The sequence below is a fragment of the Streptomyces sp. NBC_00859 genome (genome assembly GCF_045161865.1).
Lineage (GTDB): Bacteria > Actinomycetota > Actinomycetes > Streptomycetales > Streptomycetaceae > Streptomyces.
In genome coordinates this window covers 6,390,702-6,412,065 of the sequence record NZ_CP108826.1, presented here as the reverse complement: position 1 = coordinate 6,412,065, position 21,364 = coordinate 6,390,702, and the positions used below count along the sequence as shown (strand labels likewise).

Here is a 21,364-nt window from a genome sequence, read left to right as displayed (position 1 = left end):
CGGCGGACAGGTGCGAGGAGGCGAGGAGGCCTGTGCCGCGTCGAGAACGGCGGCGTGCAGCGCGTCGATGCGGCACCGGGGCACTCCCGGCCGGGCCGCCGGGCACCAGCCGCTCAGGTGTCCCAGAGCGCGCCCAGCGCCAGCAGTTCACCGTGGTGCTCGATCCGCTCCGCCCACTCCTGGGGCCAGGCGCCGGGGCCCAGCCGTGCCCCGGCGAATGCCCCCGCCAGGCAGGCGATCGAGTCCGAGTCGCCGCTGGTGCAGGCGGCCCGGCGCAGCGCGAGGAGCGGTTCACCGGGGAAGAGCAGAAAGCAGAGCAGCGCGGTGGCCAGGGCCTCTTCGGCTATCCAGCCCTCCCCGGTGGCCAGGCACGGGTCCGTCTCGGGCGAGGGCGCGCGGAGCGCGTCGACGAGCCGGTCCAGGACGGCCAGGCAGTCGTCCCAGCCCCGCGCCATGAAGTCGGCGGGGGTTGCGCCCCCGGAGTCTCCCGCGTACGTCCAGAGGTCGCCGAGCCACCGCTCGTGGTAGTGCGTGCGGTTCTCGATGGCGTACGAACGCAGCTGTCCCACCAGCCCGGTCGGCTCCGCCCCCTGCGCCAGCAGGAACACCGCGTGCGCCGTCAGGTCACTGGCGGCCAGCGCTGTCGGGTGGCCGTGGGTGAGCGCCGCCTGCAACTGGGCCGCTCCCGCGCGCTGTTCGGTGCTCAGGCCGGGTACGAGCCCGAGCGGTGCGACCCGCATGTTGGCCCCGCACCCCTTGGAGTGCAGCCGGCTCGCCTGCTGCCAGGGCCGGTCGCTGTCGAGGAGGCCGCAGGCGGTCAGACAGGTGTTTCCCGGCGCGCGGTTGTTCTCCGGCGAGTGGTACCAGGAGACGAACTCCTGCCGAACCGCCGCCGCCGTCGCCGACGGTTCGAGTACCCCGCGGTCCATCACGGTCCGCAGGGCCCGCCCCAGCGCGAGCGTCATCTGGGTGTCGTCGGTGACGAGCGCGGGGCGGGGCAGCTCCATCTCCCGCCAGGGGCCGTACGCGGCGAGGATCGCCGGTATGCCGTGGAACTCGGTGGGGTAGCCGAGGGCGTCCCCCAGGGCGAGGCCCGTGAGGGCGCCCGTGGCGGCCTGACGGGTGGCGGTGCTCATCCGGCTCGTACGGCTGGCGAGGCTCATTCGGATCGTCCTTCCGGGCGCAGCAGAGGTGGGTGGAGTGCGGTGGCGGGGCCGGCCCGGTAGACGGCGGCCGGTTTGCCGCGGCCGCCCGTGAGGCGCGCGGCCCCCGGCACCTGTTCGACGAAGCCGGGGCTGGCGAGGACCTTGCGGCGGAAGTTGGGGCGGTCGAGCACGGTGCCCCAGACCGTCTCGTACACCTGCTGGAGCTCGCCGAGGGTGAACTCGGGCGGGCAGAACGAGGTGGCGAGGCAGCTGTACTCGATCCTGGCGCCGATCCGCCGGTGGGCGTCGGCCAGGATCCGGGTGTGGTCGAACGCCAGTGCATGCTCCGTACGGGCGGGCATCCACTGTGCGTGGGCCGCGTCGCCGCCGCCCCGCGGCTCCGGCAGATCCGGTACCAGCGCGGCGTACGCGACGGACACGACCCGCATCCTGGGGTCGCGGCCGGGCTCGCTGTACGTCCTCAGCTGCTCCAGATGGAGCGCGGCAGCGGTCTTCCCCGACAGCCCGGTCTCCTCGGCCAGTTCGCGTCTGGCGGCCTCGTCGGCCGACTCGTCCGGCAGGACGAAGCCGCCGGGGAGCGCCCAGGCCCCCCGGTACGGCTCCTCGCCGCGCCGGATCAGCAGGACATGCAGCGCCCCTTCCCTGACCGTGAAGACGGCCAGGTCCACGGCGACGGCGAACGGCTCGAAGGCGTAGGGGTCGTAGCCCTTCACACGCGGCCCCCTCCGGCCCGGCCGGCGCACGGCTGTCCGGGGCCCGGTCCACCCCCGTGGGCCCGGTCCGGGCAGCCGCCCGCCTTATTTATGGTCACTATGACTATAAAGCAGGGAGCGGGCCGGAACAAGGGAGAACCCGGCCCCCGCTGCGAGCGGGGACCGGGTTCCCGGTGCGACGGATGCGGCCGTGCCTACAGGCCGACTTCCTTCATCAGCATGCCGACCTCGGTGTTGGTGAGGCGGCGCAGCCAGCCGGACTTCTGGTCGCCCAGCGGGATCGGGCCGAAGCTGACCCGCACCAGCTTCTCGACCGGGAATCCGGCCTCGGCCAGCATCCGGCGGACGATGTGCTTGCGCCCCTCGTGGAGGGTCACCTCGACCAGGTAGTTCTTGCCGGTGTTCTCGACGACGCGGAAGTGGTCGGCGCGCGCGTACCCGTCCTCCAGCTCGATGCCGTCCTTGAGCCGCTTGCCGAGGTCGCGCGGCAACGGGCCCTGGATCGCGGCGAGATAGGTCTTCTTCACGCCGTACCGGGGGTGGGTCAGCCGGTGGGCGAGCTCGCCGTGGTTGGTGAGCAGGATGATGCCCTCGGTCTCCGTGTCCAGCCGGCCCACGTGGAACAGCCGCGTCTCGCGGTTGTTGACGTAGTCGCCCAGGTTCTGGCGGCCGTCCGGGTCCTCCATCGAGGAGACGACACCGGCCGGCTTGTTCAGCGCGAAGAAGAGGTACGACTGGGTGGCGACCGTCAGACCGTCCACCTTGATCTCGTCCTTCGGCAGGACCCGGCGACCCTGCTCCATGACGATCTCGCCGTTGATCTCGACCCTGGCCTGCTCGATGAGCTCCTCGCAGGCGCGGCGCGAACCCATACCGGCCCTGGCCAGCACCTTCTGCAGGCGCTCGCCCTCCTCCTCGGCACCGGGGAAGGTCTTGGGGGTCTTCACCTGCGGCTTGCTGTGCCGCTCCCTGTTGCGCTCCTCGATCTTGGCGTCGAGCTCGCGCGGCCTGGAGGTCTCCCGCTGGCCGTGCGGGCCTCGGCGCGGGGGCGTGCCCTGCGGGCTCTTCTTCGGGCCGCCCTTGGCGCCGCCGCGGGCTGCCGCACCGCGGCTGCCCGCCGTCTTGCCGCCGGTCTGTCCGCCGGACCTGCCGCCCGCCGCCGGGCCGCCCCGGCCGCCGCCCGAAGGCTTGCGGCCCTGGTCGTCGGAGGAACTCGTGCCGACGTCGTAACGGCGCTCCTCGGGACGGGGCCGGCGCGGGCGCTCCTCCTGCTTGTCGCCGCGCGCCCCGCCGGCACCCCCGGACTTCGGACGGGGCGGCTTCCCGCCCGTACCCCGGTTGTCCCGGTTGCCGGTTCCGCTGTTCCTGCCGTTGCTTCGCATCAAAGTTCCGTCTTGTCGTCTGCGTCGGTGTCCGGACCGTACGGTGCATCCGGATCGAACGACGGCACACCTTCTTGTGTCTCGGCCTCGATCGCATCCGCCTCGGGAAGGAAGGGCGCGAGCTCCGGGAGCTCGTCCAGGCCTCGCAGGCCCATCCGCTCCAGAAAGTAGTTCGTCGTCCTGTACAGGATCGCACCTGTTTCGGGTTCCGCGCCCGCCTCATCCACCAGACCCCTCTGGAGGAGGGTCCTCATGACCCCGTCGCAGTTCACTCCGCGCACCGCGGAGACCCGGGACCGGCTGACCGGCTGGCGGTAGGCGACCACCGCGAGGGTCTCGAGCGCGGCCTGGGTCAGCCGGGCCTGCTGCCCGTCCAGAACGAAGCTCTCGACGGCCCCGGCGTGCTCGGGACGGGTGTAGAACCGCCAGCCGCCCGCGACGAGCCGCAGGTCGAATCCGCGGCCCGCGACCGTGTACTCGTCCGAGAGCTCCCGCAGCGCGTCGGCGATCTCGCGTCCGGACCGGTCCAGGACCTTGGCCAGGTGTTCTTCGGTCGCCGGTTCGTCGACGACCATCAGAACCGCTTCGAGCGCGGGCTTGAGATCACTCGCCGGCGGACCGGGATCGCTCGTCGCGGACCTGAGATCACTCATGCCGGCTCCTCCACCACTTGATCGAATTCATCGGTCACCACGGGCTCCGCGCCGTCACCGCCGGTCCAGCGCACCAGCAGTTCACCGAGCGCCTCCGCCTGGTCGAGGACGACCGCCTTCTCGCGGTAGAGCTCCAGCAGGGCGAGGAAGCGGGCGACCACGGTGAGGGTGTCCGCCGCGTCCTCGGTGAGGGTGTGGAAACTCACCTCGCCGCAGGACCGCAGCCGGGCCACCACGATCTCGGCCTGCTCCTGTACGGAGACCAGCGGTGCGTGGATGTGGTCGACGTAGATCTGCGGCCTGGCGCGCGGCTGCATCGCCTTCACGGCGAGTTTCGCGAAGCCGTCGGCGCCGATGCTGATGACGACTTCGGGCAGCAGGGCCGCGTGGTGCGGCTCCAGGCCCACGGTGCGCGGATACCGCTTGCCCTCCGCTTCGAGCCGGTCGCTGAAGATGTCCGCGATCTGCTTGTACGCGCGGTACTGGAGCAGCCGGGCGAACAGCAGGTCCCGCGCTTCGAGCAACGCGAGGTCGCCCTCGTCCTCGATCTCGGCCGCGGGCAGCAGCCGTGCCGCCTTCAGGTCGAGGAGCGTGGCCGCGACCACCAGGAACTCGGTGGTCTGGTCGAGATCCCACTCCGCGCCCATGGCCCGGATGTGCGCCATGAACTCGTCGGTGACCTTCGACAGGGCGATCTCCGTGATGTCCAGCTTGTGCTTGGAGATCAACTGCAGGAGGAGGTCGAAAGGACCCTCGAAATTGGTGAGCCGCACCGTGAACCGGCCGTCGTGCGGTTCGTCGGGGTCACCGGCGGGCGGAGCCGGAAGCGGAGGGTCAGGGGGTACGGGAGCCGGTGCGGCGGCTTCGGGTACCGGCGCGGGTGCGGGCGTCGCGGCTTCCGGCCCCGGCGGTGGTACGGGTACGGGCGCCTCCGTGACAGGCTCGGGCGCACCGACGGGCTCCGGCGCCCCCTGCACCCCGGACGGCGCCCCCGGACCACGTCCCAGGGCGCGACGTCGGTTCGGGACTGAGTCGTCGGCAGCAGGCATCGCGGTCCAGGGTACGGAAGTACGGGCGCGCGCAGGTTACCGGCGCGCAGCCGCTCAGCGCCCGCGCAGCCGCCGGACCAGGATGCTGGCGTCGCCGCGCGACTCCAGATCGGCGAGCACTACGGCCACCGCCTCGCGGACGATGCGTCCGCGGTCCACGGCGAGACCGTGTTCACCGCGCAGCACCAGCCTCGCGTGTTCGAGGTCCATCAGTTCCTCGGCCGAGACGTAGACCGTGATCTTCTCGTCGTGCCGCTCGCGCCCGGTGGGGCGCCGGTTGGCCCCCCTGCCGCCACCGCGACGGCGCTGCTGGCCGGCCGGAGCGGCCGGCGCCGGCATGGGACGGGCCTCCTGCGCTCTGCGGCCCGCGGCCGCATCCGCTTCGCCGGTCCTGCCGCGTGACTCGGTGGTCTCCGCCCCGGCCGTGGAGTGTTCGGCCCCGCCGGGGCCGGCCCGCTCGGAGGACGGCGCGGCCGAAGCGGCCGGGTCGCTCTCACCTGCGGGCCCGGGGATCCGCGCATCGCCGTTGACCGGCCGCCGCGGGGACGACGACTGGAGCGCCGTACCGCCGGTCGTACGGAACAGTTCGTCGGCCCCCGGCAGACTCACTCGGCGTGACACCGGGCGAGCACCTCCCTGGCGAGCTGGCGGTAGGCGGCCGCACCGACCGAGTTGGAGGCATACGTCGTGATGGGCTCACCGGCGACCGTGGTCTCCGGGAAGCGCACGGTCCTGCCGATGACTGTGTGGTACACGTGGTTGTCGAAGGCTTCGACCACACGTGCCAGCACCTCGCGGCTGTGCACCGTACGGGAGTCGTACATCGTGGCCAGGATCCCGTCGAGTTCCAGGTCGGGGTTGAGCCGCTCCTGGACCTTCTCGATGGTCTCGGTCAGCAGCGCCACTCCGCGCAGCGCGAAGAACTCGCACTCCAGCGGCACGATGACCTTGTGCGCGGCGGTCAGCGCGTTCACGGTCAGCAGACCGAGCGACGGCTGGCAGTCGATCACGATGTAGTCGTAGTCCTGCATCAGCGGCTTGAGCGCCCGCTGGAGCGTGGACTCCCGGGCGACCTCACTGACGAGCTGCACTTCGGCGGCCGACAGGTCGATGTTGCTCGGCAGCAGGTCCATGTTCGGCACTGCGGTCTTGAGCAGGACCTCGTCCGCCGCCATGCCCCGCTCCATGAGCAGGTTGTAGACGGTGAGATCGAGCTCCATCGGGTTCACACCGAGACCGACGGAGAGCGCGCCCTGCGGGTCGAAGTCGACCAGCAGCACCCGCCGTCCGTACTCCGCGAGGGCGGCGCCCAGATTGATGGTCGACGTGGTCTTGCCCACGCCGCCCTTCTGGTTGCACATCGCGATGATCTTGGCGGGACCGTGGTCGGTCAGCGGTCCTGGGATCGGGAAGTACGGCAGCGGCCGTCCGGTCGGGCCGATCCGCTCGCGGCGCTGGCGGGCAGCGTCCGGGGCGAGCGTGGCCGCGTACTCCGGGTCGGGCTCGTACTCGGCGTCCGGGTCGTAGAAGTGACCCTCGGGTACCTCGTTGTAGACGGCGAGATGGGTGGTCGAATCGCCACTCCGGTCGCCGGCCCTGGCGTTCACGTGTAGGCCGTCCATACTCTGGTGGGCTGTCGTCATGTGCTGGTGGGTCTGGTGACTCGCGGAGGCGCGGACAGCGACGGAGCCGACAGCCTCGCGCCCCGCAGGGCCGTGGCCCCGAGCAGGCATTCCTGGTCGACCACCCCCGGGAGTAAATGTCGACTCATTCACAAGTCGTCTTACCTCCTTGGACGTGACCAGGAAACTTTATCGATAGGTCAGCGTGGCACCATGCCGACGATGGGCGACTCTATGGCGTGTCACCACTCCGCAGCAACACAATCCGCCGGACCCGGCTCGATGTGTCGGCAACAGAACACCCCGGTGTCAAGGGCGTACAGGGATCACTCAGCACGTTTCGCGGGTGTACGAAACGGCTAAAGGGTTACGTTCACGGCGAGTTGAACGAGGGGAACAAAAGGGACAGAAACGCACACGGCCGGACCTCGGCAAGCAAGGTCCGGCCGGTTGCGTGAGATTGACGGCGCGTGTTGACGGGTCAGCCGAGCAGAGCGCCCAGTTCGGTGTGCGGGAGACCGAGGTCCTCGGCCACTGAACGGTAAACGACCTGCCCGTCATGCGTGTTGAGGCCGAGCGCGAGCGCGGGGTCGCGGCGCAGCGCGTCCTCCCAGCCGCGGTTCGCGAGCTCCAGGATGTACGGGAGCGTGGCGTTGGTGAGGGCATAAGTCGACGTACTCGGCACTGCACCCGGCATATTCGCCACGCAGTAGAACACCGAGTTGTGAACCTGGAACGTCGGCTCGGCGTGCGTGGTCGGACGGGAGTCCTCGAAGCAGCCGCCCTGATCAATCGCAATGTCGACAAGTACACTTCCGGGCTTCATCTTGGCGACGAGCGCGTTGGTGACGAGCTTCGGCGCCTTGGCTCCGGGGATGAGTACGGCGCCGATGACGAGGTCGGCCGCGACGACCGCCTTCTCCAGTTCGAACGCGTTCGACACGATCGTCTGCACCTTGGTGCCGAAGATCCTGTCCGCCTCGCGGAGCTTGTTGATGTCCTTGTCCAGCAGGGTGACGTGGAAGCCCATGCCGATCGCGATCTGCGTGGCGTTCCAGCCGGAGACGCCGCCGCCGATGACGACCGCCTCGCCGGCCGCCGTACCGGGCACACCGCCGGGCAGCACACCGCGGCCGCCCGCCGAGCGCATCAGGTGGTACGCGCCGACCTGCGGGGCGAGCCGCCCGGCCACCTCGGACATCGGGGCGAGCAGCGGCAGCTGGCGGTTCGCCGTCTCCACCGTCTCGTAGGCGATCGCGGTGGTGCCGGACTCCAGCAGCGCGTCCGTGCACGCGCGGGAGGCGGCGAGGTGCAGGTAGGTGAAGAGCGTCTGGTCCTTGCGGAGGCGGTGGTACTCCTCGGCGATCGGCTCCTTGACCTTCAGCAGCAGATCGGCGGCGGCCCACACCTCGTCGGCCGTGGGGAGGATGCGCGCCCCTGCGGCGACGTACTCGGCATCGGTGATCGCCGAGCCGACACCCGCGCTCTGCTCGATGACGACCTGATGTCCGTGGCGCACCAGCTCGTGCACACCTGCCGGGGTGATGGCCACCCGGAACTCGTTGTTCTTGACCTCGCGGGGGATGCCGACCAGCACGTCGATCACGGTCCTTGATCTGGGGGATGTTCCTGGAGATGACGCACATGTCCGGTTATGCACAGCAGAGCTGGAGGCATCCCGGATGGACGCGACAGAACCAGTGTTAATGAAGGACTTCGCGCTGTCTAGCCTTTCAAAGCATCAATCTTCAGTCGAGACACCACGGATTTCGTAGGCAAATCTCTAATCAGCTAGCAATCTCTCAGCCGAACCACGGTGCAGCCGCGCGGCAGCCGAGTCACCCAGCCGCTCCAGGGTGTCGGCCAGCCGGAGATGCAGCGCCGCCTGAAGCCGCACGTCGTCGGCGCGCCGCGCCCACTCCACCGCCTCCGTGCAGGTACGGAGCGACTCGTCGGGGCGCCCCGCGTACTCCTGCACCCGGGCCACCTCGCTGAGGGCCCGCGCCTGGCCGGGCAGATCCCCGGTGCGCCGGTATCCGGCCACCGCGGCGCGCCAGCTCCGCAGCGCGTCGGTGTAGTGGCCCGCGTAGGTGTGGACGGTCCCGAGGCGCCCGTAGAGCCTGGACTCGTCGGCCGCCTCCCCGCGCGCCTGCCGCTGGGACAGGGCCCGTCCGTACCAGTCACAGGCGCGCTCCCAGTCCCCCAGCTCCTGGTACGCGGCGCCGACGGATTCCGTCGCCCGGCCCGTCGCGTACGGGTCGTTCGCGGTGCGTCCCGCGTCCAGCGCGGCCCGGTAGCGGGCCAGGGCGTCCTGGGTACGGCCGGTACGCGCGTCCAGATCGGCGAGATTGAGCAGTGCCGCCGCCTGCTCCCGGTGCAGGCCGCGCCGTTCGGCGACGCCGAGTACCAGCTGGTGGAGCCCGTACAGCTGGGAAGCCGCGGCCTCGGCGCCGAGGTGCGCGGATAGGGCCCGTACGAGAGCGGCGACCAGGCGCCTGGCCAGCGTGTCGAGCTCACCGTCCGCGACGGCGAGCCGAGCGCTCGCGAGCAGAGCGGGCTCCCTGACCCTGAGCCACTCAGCGGCGGCCGGGACGTTCGCGAAGCGCAGCGTGCGGGGCAGCCCGGCCAGCTTCCGCCGGGACGGGGAACCGTCGGGGTCGGTGACCGCCCGGCAGGACTGGAGCAGCCGCACGGTCCGCTCAAGCATCCGCGCCCGCGCCAGCTGCACCTCGGGCGCCCGGTCCTGGTCCTCCATCAGCGCGCGCAGCAGCGGCGCGAGACAGCCCGGCACCTCGAACTGGCCCTCCGGGCGCGCCCGGAGCAGTCCGAGTCCGGCGAAGTCCTCCAGGGTGGAACGGGCGGCCGACACCGAGCAGCCGGCCAGCGCGGACGCCGTGTGCGCGTCGGCGAGCCCGGCGGGGGCGAGTGCCAGCAGCCGCAGTATCCGGGCGGCCGGCTGCGGGAGGGAGCCGTACACGAACCGGAAGGCGCGGGCCAGCGGCCGGCCGGCCGCGGGACCACCGGCTTCATCGGGCAGACCCCGGAACTGCTGCGCCGCATCCGCGACCGACAGCATGGGCCGGGCGGCGAGCCAGCCGCCGAGCAGCACCAGTGCGGCGGGCTGCCCCCCGCACTCCTCGGCCAGCGCTTCGGCCGTCCGGGGATCCACGGTGATGCGGACCCCGCCCGTGAAGTTCTCCAGCAGGCCGACGGCCGAGCCGGTGTCCAGGCCTCCGAGCGTGCACGGCCTGACGTCGGGGATACCGGTCAGCGGCCCGGTGGAGACGGCCACGACCAGGGACCGCGAGACGTCGGGGAGGAACGGGTCGACCTGGCCGGCCTCGGCCGCGTCGTCCAGGACGAGCAGCACCCGGCGCCCGGCGAGCGCCTCGCGCACCCGCTCCGTGAGGTCGTCGTCGGCCGCGCCGGCGGGCGCGGGAACCCCGAGCGCACCGAGCAGCTGACGGGCGGTGTCCCCGGTGGGCACCGGGTCGCCGCCGGGTGTGGTGAGGCCGGCCCGCAACACGCCGTCCGGGTAGTCGGTGGCGAGCTGCTCCGCCAGTTCGGCGGCGAGTGCGCTCCGCCCCGAACCGGGCTTGCCAGCGATGAGCAGCACCCGGGGGCGGGCGCCCTTGCGCCCGGCCATGGTGTCCAGACCGGCGCGTTCGATGTCGGCGCGCAGCGCTTTCAACTCCCGCTGCCTGCCGACGAAGTGTCCGTTGGTCCGCCCGGTGCCCGGAGTCGTGACCCGGTCGATCGCGTCCACCGCCTGATCCGTCACGGGCTCGCTCCGTCCGCCTGCGCACCGGCCCGCCGGGGACCCGGACGGGACGGTGCCGAGCGTAGTTCACGTATCCAGACGAACCAGGTGGAGCAGGGCGGGCTCAGTAGGGATGTCCCTCGATCGGATCAACGGATCATCAGATTGACCGACGGCTGCTCTCCGGGTGTTCTTCGTTTGCTCTCCCGGGTGTTTCCCCGTTCCGTTCCGTCTACGCCTCGAACGGCCGGGCGGGCCAGGGGGCGTCGGCGGGGCGGAGCGCGTCGAGGCCGTCGCCGTTCAGCGCGGCGGTCAGCGCCAGGGCCCCCACGACCAGGCAGGTGTTGTGCAGCTCACCGGCGAGCGCGCCCCGGACGAGCTCCGCCGGCTCGACCCGCGCGTGCTCCATGTCCGCCTCCTCCTCGGAGACTTCGAAGCGCGCGCCCTCGGCCTCGGACACGTCACGGGCGAGGAAGATCCGTACGGCTTCGTCGCAGCCGCCCGGCGTCGGGTACACATCGGCGAGCACCCGCCAGTTCCCGGCCTTGACGTGCGCCTCCTCCCAGAGCTCGCGCTGCGCGGCGTGCAGCGGGTTCTCGCCGGGGATGTCGAGCAGCCCGGCCGGGATCTCCCAGAGTTTCTGGCGTACGGGGTGGCGGTACTGGCGAAGGACGATGACCTTGCCCTCGTCGTCGAGCGCCAGCACGGCCACCGAGCCGGGGTGGACCTGGTAGTCACGGTGCACGACGGCGCCGTCGGGCATCACCACGTCGTCGGTTCGGACGCTGGTCTTGTTCCCGGTGAAGGGAGTGGTGGTCGCGGTGACCTGCCACTCCTCGGCGGTGTCCTTGATGGCCATGGAAGCGTCCTCTCAAAAGCAGAAACCGGGGCAGGGGGCTCATGAGGCCCCTGCCCCGGTCCACGGTAGCCGCTCGTGCGCGCGCCCTACTTGACCTTCTTGCTGCCCGTCCTGCGCTCCACAGCGGCCTTCACCAGGCCCGCGAAGAGCGGGTGCGGCCGGGTGGGCCGGGAGCGCAGCTCCGGGTGCGCCTGGGTGGCGACGAGGTAGGGGTGCGCCTCGCGGGCGTACTCGACGTACTCGACGAGCTTGTTGTCGGGGGACGTGCCCGAGAAGACCAGACCGGCCTTGGTCTCCAGCTCGGCGCGGTAGGCGTTGTTGACCTCGTAGCGGTGGCGGTGGCGCTCCTCGACGTACGGCTGGTCCTCGTACGCCTCGCGGACGAGGGAGCCCTCGGCGAGCTTCGCCGGGTAGAGGCCGAGCCGCATCGTGCCGCCGAGGTCGCCGGCGCCCTCGACGTAGGCCAGCTGCTCCTCCATCGTGGAGATCACCGGGTGGCCGGTCGCCGCGTCGAACTCGGTGGAGTTGGCGTCGGGGATGCCCGCGACGTTGCGCGCCGCTTCGATGACGATGCACTGGAGACCCAGGCAGAGGCCGAGCAGCGGGACCCGGTTCTCCCGGGCGTACTGGATCGCACCGACCTTGCCGTCCACGCCGCGCTCACCGAAACCGCCCGGGATGCAGATCGCGTCGACGTCCGCGAGCTGCTTCTCCGCTGCGGCCTGCGTCGTGCAGTCGTCGGAAGCGACCCACTTGACCTTGACCCGGGCCCGGTTGGCGAAGCCGCCGGCCCGGATGGCCTCGGTGACCGAGAGGTACGCGTCGGGCAGGTCGATGTACTTGCCGACCAGGGCGACGGTGACCTCGTGGTCGGGGTTGTGGACACGGTCCAGCAGGTCGTCCCAGATCGTCCAGTCGACATCGCGGAACGGCAGGTCGAGCTTGCGGACGACGTACGCGTCCAGGCCCTCGGTGTGCAGGACCTTCGGGATGTCGTAGATCGATTTGGCGTCGACGCAGGCCACCACGGCGTCCTCGTCGACATCGCACATCAGCGAGATCTTGCGCTTGATGGCGGTCGGTACGTCGCGGTCGGCGCGCAGCACGATGGCGTCGGGCTGGATGCCGATGTTGCGCAGCGCGGCGACGGAGTGCTGGGTGGGCTTGGTCTTCAGCTCGCCCGAGGGGCCGATGTAGGGCAGCAGTGAGATGTGCACGACGAAGACGTTGTCCCGGCCGACCTCGTGGCGGACCTGGCGGACGGTCTCCAGGAACGGCAGCGACTCGATGTCGCCGACCGTTCCGCCGACCTCGGTGATGACGACGTCGACATCGTCCGTGGCCATCCGGCGGATGCGGTGCTTGATCTCGTTGGTGATGTGCGGGATGACCTGCACGGTGTCACCGAGGTACTCGCCGCGCCGCTCCTTGGCGATGACCGTGGAGTAGACCTGGCCGGTGGTCACGTTGGCCGAGCCGTCGAGGTCCACGTCGAGGAAACGCTCGTAGTGGCCGATGTCCAGGTCGGTCTCGGCGCCGTCGTTGGTGACGAAGACCTCGCCGTGCTGGAACGGGTTCATCGTGCCAGGGTCGACGTTGAGGTAGGGGTCGAGCTTCTGCATCGTGACCCGCAGGCCGCGGGCCTTGAGGAGCGCACCGAGACTGGAGGCGGTCAGACCCTTGCCGAGGGAGGAGGCGACACCCCCGGTGACGAAGATGTGCTTGGTCGTCGCGGATGTCGAGTTGCGGGCCTGCATGGCCAAGAGGGGGCTCCCGTGGTCGCGATCTGGATTGCGTACCGGCACGAGGCCCCGGAGACTTCCGGGGGTGCCGTCGCTGCGGTTCGGGGCGTAATGACCACCGGTCCACGGGCCACCAGGGTATCAGCGACGACGGGAGACCGCTTCCGGCCACGCACCGCATCGAATCGAGCACGCACAGGTCAGGCTTCACCGGACGGTCGCAATCCAGTCACCCAACGCTCACCCGTTCGGCCCAGCCGGGTTGCCGGGCGCGTCATGCGGATCACCTGGGTGCGTCGTATCCTGCTCGGACACTCGCTGCCGAGACGGCCGGAAACCGGCACCACCCCCGCCCGGTCTCCGGAACCAGCGCCCGTCGGCGCTCGTCAGCGCTTAGTAAAGAGCCCCTGACTGCAACACAAGCGCCCCGCGGGGCGACGTGGCCGTTCGACTGGAGATTGCACGTGGCCGGGCGCATCGAGGATTACGCACTCATCGGAGACATGCAGACCGCCGCACTGGTCTGCCGGGACGGCACGGCCGACTGGCTCTGCCTTCCCCGCTTCGACTCGCACGCCGTCTTTGCCGGACTGCTGGGAACCGAGGAAAACGGTTTCTGGCGGCTGGGACCGGCGCATGCCCCTTCGGCATGCCCGCCGGTCGCGGACCGGCGCCGCTACCGCGGGGACTCACTGATCCTCGAATCGGAGTGGGACACGCCGCGCGGCACCGTCCGTGTGACGGATTTCATGCCACCGCGTGACGGCGCCCCCCAGCTGATCCGGATCGTGGAAGGGGTGAGTGGGCGCGTCCCGATGCGCTCCGCGCTCCGGATGCGGTTCAGCTACGGGCGGGTGACGCCCTGGGTCCACAAGGTGGACGGGCGGACGGTCGCGGTCGCGGGACCCGACTCGGTCTGGCTGGACACCTCGGCCGACACCTACGGTGAGGACCTCACGACGTACTCCGACTTCACCGTCGGACCTGGCGACAGGATCGCCTTCGCCATCAGCTGGGAGCCCTCGCACAAGGCCCCTCCCGCGCTGCCCGAGCCCGAGAACTCGCTGGTGGCGACCGAGGACTTCTGGCGCGACTGGGTCGACCAGTGCACGTACCACGGCCCCTACCGGGAGGCCGTGGTCCGCTCGCTGATCACCCTCAAGGCGCTCACCTACGCGCCGACCGGCGGCATCGTCGCCGCGCCGACGACGTCGCTGCCGGAGGACATCGGCGGCTCCCGCAACTGGGACTACCGCTACACCTGGCTGCGGGACGCGGCGATCACGCTCTCGTCGCTGCTGCGCACCGGCTACCGCGAGGAGGCCCGCGCCTGGCGCGAGTGGCTGCTGCGGGCGGTCGCGGGCGACCCGGAGAACCTGCAGATCATGTACGGGATCGCCGGTGAGCGCGAGCTGGGCGAGGCGGAGCTGGACTGGCTGCCGGGCTACGAGAACTCGGGCCCCGTCCGGGTGGGCAACGGCGCGGCCGGACAGCTCCAGCTGGACGTGTACGGCGAAGTGACCGAGGCCCTGCACCTCGCTCACATGACGGGCCTGGCCCGCAGCGACTACGCATCCCTGCTTCAGCTCAAGCTGATCCGGTATCTGGAGGACCACTGGGACCAGCCGGACGAAGGCATCTGGGAGGTGCGCGGGCCGCGCCGGCACTTCGTGCACTCCAAGGTGATGGCCTGGGTCGCCGTCGACCGGACGATCAAACTGATCGAGTCGGGGGACGCCGACGGTCCGCTGGAGCGCTGGCGTGAGCTGCGTGACGACATCCACCGCGATGTCTGCGAGCGCGGCTACGACAAGGAACGCAACACCTTCACGCAGTCCTACGGCTCGAAGGAGCTGGACGCCTCGCTGCTGCTCATCCCGCAGATGGGGTTCCTGCCGCCGGACGACAAGCGCGTCATCGGCACCGTCGAGGCCATCCAGCGCGAGCTGTCCACACCGGACGGCTTCGTGCTGCGCTATCCGACGACGGGCGGCGCGGCCGGTGTCGACGGCCTGGAGGGTGACGAGGGAGCGTTCCTCGCCTGCTCGTTCTGGCTCGCCGACGACCTGGCGATGATCGGCCGGGTGGATGAGGCGCGCAAGCTCTTCGAGAAGCTGCTGAGCCTGCGCAACGATCTCGGGCTGCTCGCCGAGGAGTGGGATCCCAGGCTCCAGCGCCAGGTCGGCAACTTCCCGCAGGCCTTCAGCCATGTCCCGCTGATCGACACGGCACTGCGGCTCACCGCGTCGGGGGCCTACGGGGGCTGACCCGATGCAGGTTCCCAGATCTCGTGTCCTTTTCCCACCGGCCGTGTCCACTGCGTGGCCAGTAGGACGCGGGCATGGGATTCATGCCTCGTGAGCCAGTAGTTCCCCACTTTTTGTACAGGACTGCCCCGGGCGGCGTCTGCGGGCGTGGCCGGGGCAGGACCCCAGCGTTCGGCGGCTGGCGAGGCTGCCTGGAGAAACGCGGGGTTGGTGGTCCGATGGGTACAGCGGTGGCCGCGCCGGTACGGCTGAGTGTCCGGCGTGGTGACGAGTCCGTGGTGGAGGACCTGGAGTGGCCATCGGTGCCGCTCGGGCTGCTGCGGCAGGCCCGGCCGTGGCGGACGTTCCGCTGGTTCAAGGGGCAGCAGCACTATTCGGGCACGTATTGGTCGGCGACCGTGGGCGATCATGTGATCTACGAGTCGCGGCTGGAGCTGGGGCGGCTGTTGTTCGCCGGCTTCGCTCCCGAGGTGCGGCAAATCGTCGCCCAGCCGTTCCTGCTCAAGGCCGGCGTTGATGGCAAGGTCCGCAAGCACATCCCGGACTATCTGCTACTGACGGATGACGGTCCGGTGGTCGTGGACGTCAACCGCGGCACCGACTTGAGAAGCCGGAAGTCGCTTTCACCTTCGCCTGGACGCAGGAGGCCGTGACTTCGCGCGGGTGGCAGTACGAGGTGTGGAGCGAGCCGGATCCGCACGTGCTGGAAAACGTCCGGTTCCTGGCCGGCTACCGCCGCGCCTGGCTGTTCGACCCTGACCCGGTGACCGCGCTGCGGGCGGTGGACCTGGACGGGATGTCGCTGGGCGACGCCTTCCGGCTGCGGCCGGAGTGTCCCCGGCCGCTGGTGAAGTCGGCGGTGCTGTACCTGCTGTGGTCCGGGCATGTGACGACCGCGCTGGACCGGCCGTTGAGCACAGGCCACGTGTTGCGGAGGGCAGCATGAGCGGGGCGGGGACGAAGCTGGGGGTCGGGACGCACTTCCGGCTGGACGGCGAGACGGTCGAGGTCGTGGAGTTCGCCAGCCTGGCCACGGGCATGGAGGTCGTCCTCAAGGACGGGCGCGACCGGCTGGCCAGGATGTCACTGCGCGAGCTGCTGACTTGCGATCGCGCCGAGCTGATCCACGATAGGTCAGGCCCGTCTGCCGCCGATGACGAGGACCTCGCGGCCCGCACGGCCCTGATCACGAGAGTTGGAAGACTGCGTCGCGAGATCGGACACCCACTTCTCACTCGTACAACCACGGCATCACCGATGAAACTGACCCAGATCGGTGAAGCCGTAGTCGCTGCGATCCACGCCACGGGGCCACGGAACCAAGGATGGCTGCGTGCCGACCTACAGGACACGCCCCAGCTCGGCCCGGCTCAGCTTCCGGCCATGGCGATGACCAGTTTGCCGCCCTTCGGGCGCTGCTCGCGCTCCAGCTCCGTCAGGGCGGGAATCGCCTCGGCCAACGGGACCGTACGGGCGATGGGCAGGCGCAGGGTCCGGGCCACCTCCTCCAGGTCGGCGGTCACCGGTCGGCCCATCATCGCCCGGAACGGGCCGGGCAGTGCGCTTCTGATCATTTTGGCCGGGGTTGGGACGATGTCGACGATGGTTCCGCCGGGCTTCAGCAGCGTTCGGGCCGCGGCGAAGGTAAGCATGCCGGGCGTGTCGAGGACGAGATCGAACCGTTCCGCGAGGGCGGCCGGGTCGAAGCCGAAACCCACGACCGGCTCGACGCCGAGCTCGTGGGCCTCGTCGGCCGCAGGGTTGCGGCAGCTGCCGGCGACCGAGGCTCCCCGCGCCTGGGCGAACTGGGCGGCGGAACGGCCCACCCCGCCCAGGTACCCGTTGACGAAGACCGCCTGACCGGGCCGGATTTCCGCCGTGGCCTGGTAGGCGGTCACGCCCACGGTCGGCAGGGCGGCTGCCTGCTCGTACGAGAGGTCCACCGGTTTGAGCACGACCGCCTTCTCCGGGGCCGTCACCATCTCGGCGAACGCCCCCGCATGCCGGAACCGAGCCCGGCCGAGTACCGCGTCGCCGGCCTTCAGGCGGGTGACGCCGGCGCCGACCGCCTCGACGACTCCGGCGAAGTCGTGCCCCATCGCCCGGGGAAAGGAGCGGCCGGTCATCAGCTTCATCTCGCCGTTGCGCATCTTCCAGTCCAGCGCGTTGGAAGCCGCCGCTCGGACGCGGACGAGAACCTCATCCGGACCCGGGCGTGGTGGCTCGAACTCAGCGAGCCGCATCACCTCCGGGCCGCCGTAGCGGTCGTATTGAAGGCGCTTCACGAGGCGTATTCGTTCGAGATCTCGGTGGCGTAGTTCTTCCAGAGCGGTTGCATGGTCTCGGCGTTGACCGGCTGCCCGGAATCGATCATGGCCTTGAAGTCGCGGAAGTACTGCACATACAGGTCCGGCGTGAAGGTGTTCAGCATGACCGCGTTCTCGTCGCCGACGTTGGCGAACGTGTGCGGCGCCCCGGTCGGCACGATGACCCAGGTGCCCGGCCCGGCGTCGTATTGGTCCTCGCCGACGGTGAACCGGAAAGTTCCCGCCAGCACGTAGAAGCCCTCGTCATGCTGGGCGTGGCGATGCTGCAACGGGCTCGGGGTGCCCGGCGGAATGGTGACCTCGGCGAACCCCAGCCGGTGGTCGGTGTGCTCGCCGTTCTCCAGGATGCGGATCTGCTGCGCCCCGCTGCCGAGGATCTCGCCCTCACCGGGGCGGACGATGTTTATCTTCGCCACGACTTCTCCTATTGCTATTGCCTGCCTTGGTCACCACCATCCTTGTCCGGGCCGGCTGTGCGCGTCTTGGTCGTCTGTGCACGGTTGCTGGTTACCAGTGCACGGGCGTTGTAGCCGTACGTCGCCTTGAAGAGCTTGCTGAAATGGGTGGGATCGGAGAATCCCCACCGGGCGGCCACGGCGGTGACCGTACGTCCGCTTCCGGTCAGCTCGGCCCGGCAGCGCTCCAGGCGGCGACGGCGGATCAGGGCCGCGACGGTGAGCGGCTGGTCCTCGAACAGCTTGTGCAGCCGGCGTACGGATATGTTGTGGGTGGCGGCGATGCCAGGCGGGGACAGATCGGGATCGGCCAGCCGGGTCTCGATGTAGCCGGCGATCCGGCTCCGCAGCCACTCGTCCGCGGCCGGTTGTTCGTCGCCGAGCCGGGCCTCCAGTGCGACCGCGATCAGCTCGACGACGGCCGCCGCCGACCGCAGCGCCTCCGCCTCGCGGAACTCGGTCGCCGACCACGCCGACTGCCGGGCCAGCACGGAGACGAGAGCGCCCGGGCCGTGGCTGCCGTCGATGCGTACGCCGATGAGCCGGTCGATCTGCGCGGGCCGGATCCGAAGCTCCCGGCGCGGAACCAGGATGGTGACGTGCGCCGAGGCGGTGCTCTCGAACCGGAGCGTACGCGTGGGATCGAGCAGTACCAGGTCGGTCGGCCCGAGTTCGGCGTCGCCGCGCCCTTGCTCGATCCGCGTCCGGCCCCGGGTCATCACCTTGACCGCCAGGTTCTCGCCGTCGGAGGCGTCGCGCTCCCGCCCGATGCAGGCGCTCTCGGGCGTGTCGAGGGAGACCAGCCGCAGCGGCCCGAGGTCACGGGTGGCGATCCCGCCCCGGAAGCCGGCCCCGGCCAGCTTGTTGATCAGCGGCGGAAACCCGCTGGCGGCCAGCTCGTCCTGGAACGACTCAAGGTTGCCGATCACCGGTCAATGATAACGGCGACACTTCTGCTCAGGCACGGTGTTCGGCGGGGGGGGGTACAGCGGCGCCGGCCCGCATCTGCTCTACCAGGCTCTGGTGCACGCGGTGGACGGATCAGTCGCGCCGGCGACCGACGGCCGAACGGTGAGCGCAGCACCGATATCGGAATCGGTGGTAACCGCCGCGATGGACTTCGAGATGTGTTCACGCTCGTTGGCGATCAACTGGAGTCCGCTGGTGGACGCGGCTGTGACGGCCGGCCTGCCGACACCCATGACCGCCGGCCGGGTACCGGGTTGCGAAGCCCCGTCGTCTTGAGCGCCGGCCGGTAACGTCTGGTGAGCACCACCGCAGTCACCGCCGCAAAGAACGCGGCAGCGAGGATCGCGCGTGGTCTTCGTGATCGCATGAACGAGTGTCTCTTTTGCCGGTCAGCCCAGCGTTATGCGCGCACGACGCCGGGAAGCCGGGAATGGGAACGGCACCGACGCTCGGACCGATCGGACCTGCCGATCTGCGGTCGGCGGCATCGTTTCGACGTTCGAGGCCGGTCACTCGGTGTAACCCCGCGCGGTCTGGCGAGGTGGGTGAAATCGGGACTCTGTTCAAACGGCGTGGATGTCGATCAGCGGAGCCTGTCGATTGTTGAGCTCGCGGGATCGCGTTCACCAGCCCGGAACGCAGCGACCAGATCGCCCGCCGCAAAGCCAAGGGCTCCCGCGGCGGACGCCCCACCCGCCTTCGATCCCGAGCGCTACCGGGCGCGGACATGGCTCACGGGCACCCTCGGCACGGCTTCGGGTAGCGTCCGGCCCCATGGAGAACCAGGGCGGGATCACGGTGCAGCGGGCGCTTGAGCTGCCGGGGCTGCGCGGCGGACTGCCCGAGGTCGTCGCGGGCGCCGACCGGCTCAGCCGCACCGTCCGCTGGGTGCACGCGGGTGAGGTGCCGAACATGGCCTCCCTGCTCAAGGGCGGCGAGCTGCTCCTCACCACGGGGCTGGGGCTCGGCACCCGCCCCGCCGAACAGCGGGCGTTCGTCCGGCGGCTCGCCGACCGCGGGATCGCCGCCCTCGTCGTGGAGCTCGGCCCGCGCTTCTCACAGCTGCCCTCGACGCTCGTGGAGACCGCTCGGGCAGCCGGACTGCCGCTGGTCCAGCTGCACCGCGAGGTGCCCTTCGTCTCGGTGACGGAGGAGGTCCACACCGAGATCGTCAACGGTCACTACGCGCTGGTGCAGCGCGCCGACGAGGTGCACCGCAGGTGCACCCAGGCGCTGCTCGGCGGCGGCGGAGTACCGCAGGTGCTGTCGATCCTCGCCGAGTTCACCGCCAATCCGGTCTTTCTGGAGACCCCTGACGGGCAGCTCCTCTACGCCGCGGGCGAGGGTGAGCCGCTCCAGGTGTGGGAGGGGCTGCGCGGGCACCGCCCGGCGGGGGCGGTGCTGGTGGACGTGCCCGGCGGCGGCTCGGGTGCCGGTTCGGTCCGGGCCAGACTGGCGCTGCTCCCGGTGACGGCGCCGCTGGCCCCGGTGCACCGGATGGCCGCCGAGCGCGCCGCCGGGATCCTCGCCGTCGTCCTGATGCAGGCCCGCCAGGAGGAGGAGCTGGCCGCACGCGGGCGCGGAGACTTCCTGACCGACCTGGCCGAGGGCCGGGTCCTGTCCCACGACGCGCCCGCACAGGCCCGGGTCCTCGGTTTCCGCCCGGGTGACGGCCCGCTGCTCCCCGTGGTGATGCGGCTGGCCGCCGAACTCTCGCCGTCGGGCAACTGGGCGGTGCTGGCCCGCGCCGTCCTGGAGGAACTGAGCTCCGTCGGGGTGCCGGTGCTCCTGGGCGTGCGTCCCGTGGAGGGCCGGGTCCCGCTGCTTCTCGGCCTGCGTACGGAATCGGAACGCACCGCCGTGGCCGACCGGGTGGCCGTCGCGCTGCGGGCAGGTGTGGCGCGCGCGGGCCTGGAGCGGGCCGGCGCGCATCCGCCGATCGTGGTGGTGGGCGTTGCGGGTGGCTGGGCCGCCGCTTCAGCCGGTCTGCGGCACGCCGCGGAGACGGCGACCGCCGCGCAGGGTCTGCCCGACCGCCCCTGGTACGACGCGCGGCGTCTGGACATCGATCTGCTGCTCTGGCGGCTGCGCGACCAGCCGGACCTGGCGGCCTTCGTGGACCGGGCCATCGGCCCGCTGCGTGACCACGACCGTACGTCCCGGCCCGCGCTGCTGCCCACACTCCAGACCTATCTGGCGCACGCGGGCCGCAAGGCCGAAACGGCACGGGAGCTGCATCTCAACCGTCAGACGCTCTACAACCGGCTGGCGCGGATCGCCGAACTCCTCGGTACCGACCTGGACGACCCGCAGACGGTGCTGGCCCTGAGCCTGGCACTGCGGGCCCGCAGGCACACCCCGTGACAAGGTCTGTCCGGGCCCCCGGATGCGGCGGGCCGC

At 70.7% G+C, this 21,364-nt stretch carries 18 protein-coding genes; 4 read left to right on the top strand and 14 right to left on the bottom strand.

Features of this window, described 5'->3' with window-relative positions; genetic code table 11:
- Positions 1-113: 113 nt before the first annotated feature.
- From OG584_RS28170 to OG584_RS28120, 11 genes are all read right to left on the bottom strand, one after another.
- The gene (locus OG584_RS28170; RefSeq protein ID WP_405781968.1) at positions 114-1,163 is read right to left on the bottom strand and encodes an ADP-ribosylglycohydrolase family protein; all 1,050 of its coding nucleotides are present in this window, start codon (positions 1,161-1,163) and stop codon (positions 114-116) included.
- Positions 1,160-1,879 carry an NUDIX hydrolase gene (locus OG584_RS28165; RefSeq protein ID WP_405781966.1) on the bottom strand — a complete coding sequence of 240 codons (720 nt, stop codon included), beginning with the start codon at positions 1,877-1,879 and terminating at the stop codon, positions 1,160-1,162. The genes OG584_RS28170 and OG584_RS28165 overlap by 4 nt, the downstream gene beginning before the upstream one ends.
- Positions 1,880-2,073: 194 nt before the next feature.
- Positions 2,074-3,261, bottom strand: a complete 1,188-nt coding sequence (locus tag OG584_RS28160; RefSeq protein WP_405781964.1) for a pseudouridine synthase — start codon at positions 3,259-3,261, stop codon at positions 2,074-2,076.
- On the bottom strand, positions 3,261-3,914 hold the full coding sequence (gene scpB / locus OG584_RS28155; protein ID WP_405781963.1) for an SMC-Scp complex subunit ScpB: 654 nt from the start codon (positions 3,912-3,914) through the stop codon (positions 3,261-3,263). The genes OG584_RS28160 and scpB overlap by 1 nt, the downstream gene beginning before the upstream one ends.
- The gene (locus tag OG584_RS28150) at positions 3,911-4,963 is read right to left on the bottom strand and encodes a segregation and condensation protein A (RefSeq protein ID WP_405781961.1); all 1,053 of its coding nucleotides are present in this window, start codon (positions 4,961-4,963) and stop codon (positions 3,911-3,913) included. Before OG584_RS28150 ends, scpB begins: the two co-directional genes overlap by 4 nt.
- Positions 4,964-5,017: 54 nt before the next feature.
- Positions 5,018-5,572: a hypothetical protein gene (locus OG584_RS28145; protein ID WP_405784320.1), complete on the bottom strand. Its 555-nt coding sequence runs from the start codon at positions 5,570-5,572 to the stop codon at positions 5,018-5,020.
- Entirely contained in the window at positions 5,569-6,696 is a 1,128-nt protein-coding gene (locus OG584_RS28140) for a ParA family protein (RefSeq protein ID WP_405781959.1), read from the bottom strand. Before OG584_RS28140 ends, OG584_RS28145 begins: the two co-directional genes overlap by 4 nt.
- 370 nt (positions 6,697-7,066) lie before the next feature.
- On the bottom strand, positions 7,067-8,182 hold the full coding sequence (gene ald / locus OG584_RS28135) for an alanine dehydrogenase (RefSeq protein WP_405784318.1): 1,116 nt from the start codon (positions 8,180-8,182) through the stop codon (positions 7,067-7,069).
- Between the two features lie 186 nt (positions 8,183-8,368).
- Positions 8,369-10,366, bottom strand: coding sequence for a tetratricopeptide repeat protein (locus OG584_RS28130; protein WP_405781957.1), 1,998 nt, complete (start codon positions 10,364-10,366; stop codon positions 8,369-8,371).
- A gap of 211 nt (positions 10,367-10,577) precedes the next feature.
- Positions 10,578-11,204, bottom strand: a complete 627-nt coding sequence (locus tag OG584_RS28125; RefSeq protein ID WP_405781956.1) for an NUDIX domain-containing protein — start codon at positions 11,202-11,204, stop codon at positions 10,578-10,580.
- An 86-nt stretch (positions 11,205-11,290) separates the two neighbouring features.
- Entirely contained in the window at positions 11,291-12,961 is a 1,671-nt protein-coding gene (locus tag OG584_RS28120; RefSeq protein ID WP_405784316.1) for a CTP synthase, read from the bottom strand.
- A 449-nt stretch (positions 12,962-13,410) separates the two neighbouring features.
- On the opposite strand from OG584_RS28120, the gene OG584_RS28115 reads away from it, so the two are divergent.
- From OG584_RS28115 to OG584_RS28105, 3 genes are all read left to right on the top strand, one after another.
- Positions 13,411-15,213, top strand: a complete 1,803-nt coding sequence (locus OG584_RS28115; RefSeq protein ID WP_405781954.1) for a glycoside hydrolase family 15 protein — start codon at positions 13,411-13,413, stop codon at positions 15,211-15,213.
- A 275-nt stretch (positions 15,214-15,488) separates the two neighbouring features.
- The gene (locus OG584_RS28110) at positions 15,489-15,866 is read left to right on the top strand and encodes a TnsA-like heteromeric transposase endonuclease subunit (protein WP_240799408.1); all 378 of its coding nucleotides are present in this window, start codon (positions 15,489-15,491) and stop codon (positions 15,864-15,866) included.
- The gene (locus OG584_RS28105; RefSeq protein WP_405781953.1) at positions 15,863-16,159 is read left to right on the top strand and encodes a hypothetical protein; all 297 of its coding nucleotides are present in this window, start codon (positions 15,863-15,865) and stop codon (positions 16,157-16,159) included. Before OG584_RS28110 ends, OG584_RS28105 begins: the two co-directional genes overlap by 4 nt.
- A gap of 424 nt (positions 16,160-16,583) precedes the next feature.
- Here OG584_RS28105 and OG584_RS28100 read toward each other — a convergent pair whose 3' ends face one another.
- From OG584_RS28100 to OG584_RS28090, 3 genes are read right to left on the bottom strand one after another with little or no spacing between them, the layout of a single operon-like run.
- Positions 16,584-17,498: an NADP-dependent oxidoreductase gene (locus OG584_RS28100; RefSeq protein WP_405781951.1), complete on the bottom strand. Its 915-nt coding sequence runs from the start codon at positions 17,496-17,498 to the stop codon at positions 16,584-16,586.
- On the bottom strand, positions 17,495-17,956 hold the full coding sequence (locus OG584_RS28095) for a cupin domain-containing protein (protein ID WP_405781950.1): 462 nt from the start codon (positions 17,954-17,956) through the stop codon (positions 17,495-17,497). Before OG584_RS28095 ends, OG584_RS28100 begins: the two co-directional genes overlap by 4 nt.
- Positions 17,957-17,970: 14 nt before the next feature.
- Entirely contained in the window at positions 17,971-18,924 is a 954-nt protein-coding gene (locus tag OG584_RS28090) for a helix-turn-helix domain-containing protein (RefSeq protein WP_024494954.1), read from the bottom strand.
- 814 nt (positions 18,925-19,738) lie between these two features.
- On the opposite strand from OG584_RS28090, the gene OG584_RS28085 reads away from it, so the two are divergent.
- Entirely contained in the window at positions 19,739-21,328 is a 1,590-nt protein-coding gene (locus tag OG584_RS28085) for a PucR family transcriptional regulator (protein ID WP_405781949.1), read from the top strand.
- Positions 21,329-21,364: the final 36 nt, after the last annotated feature.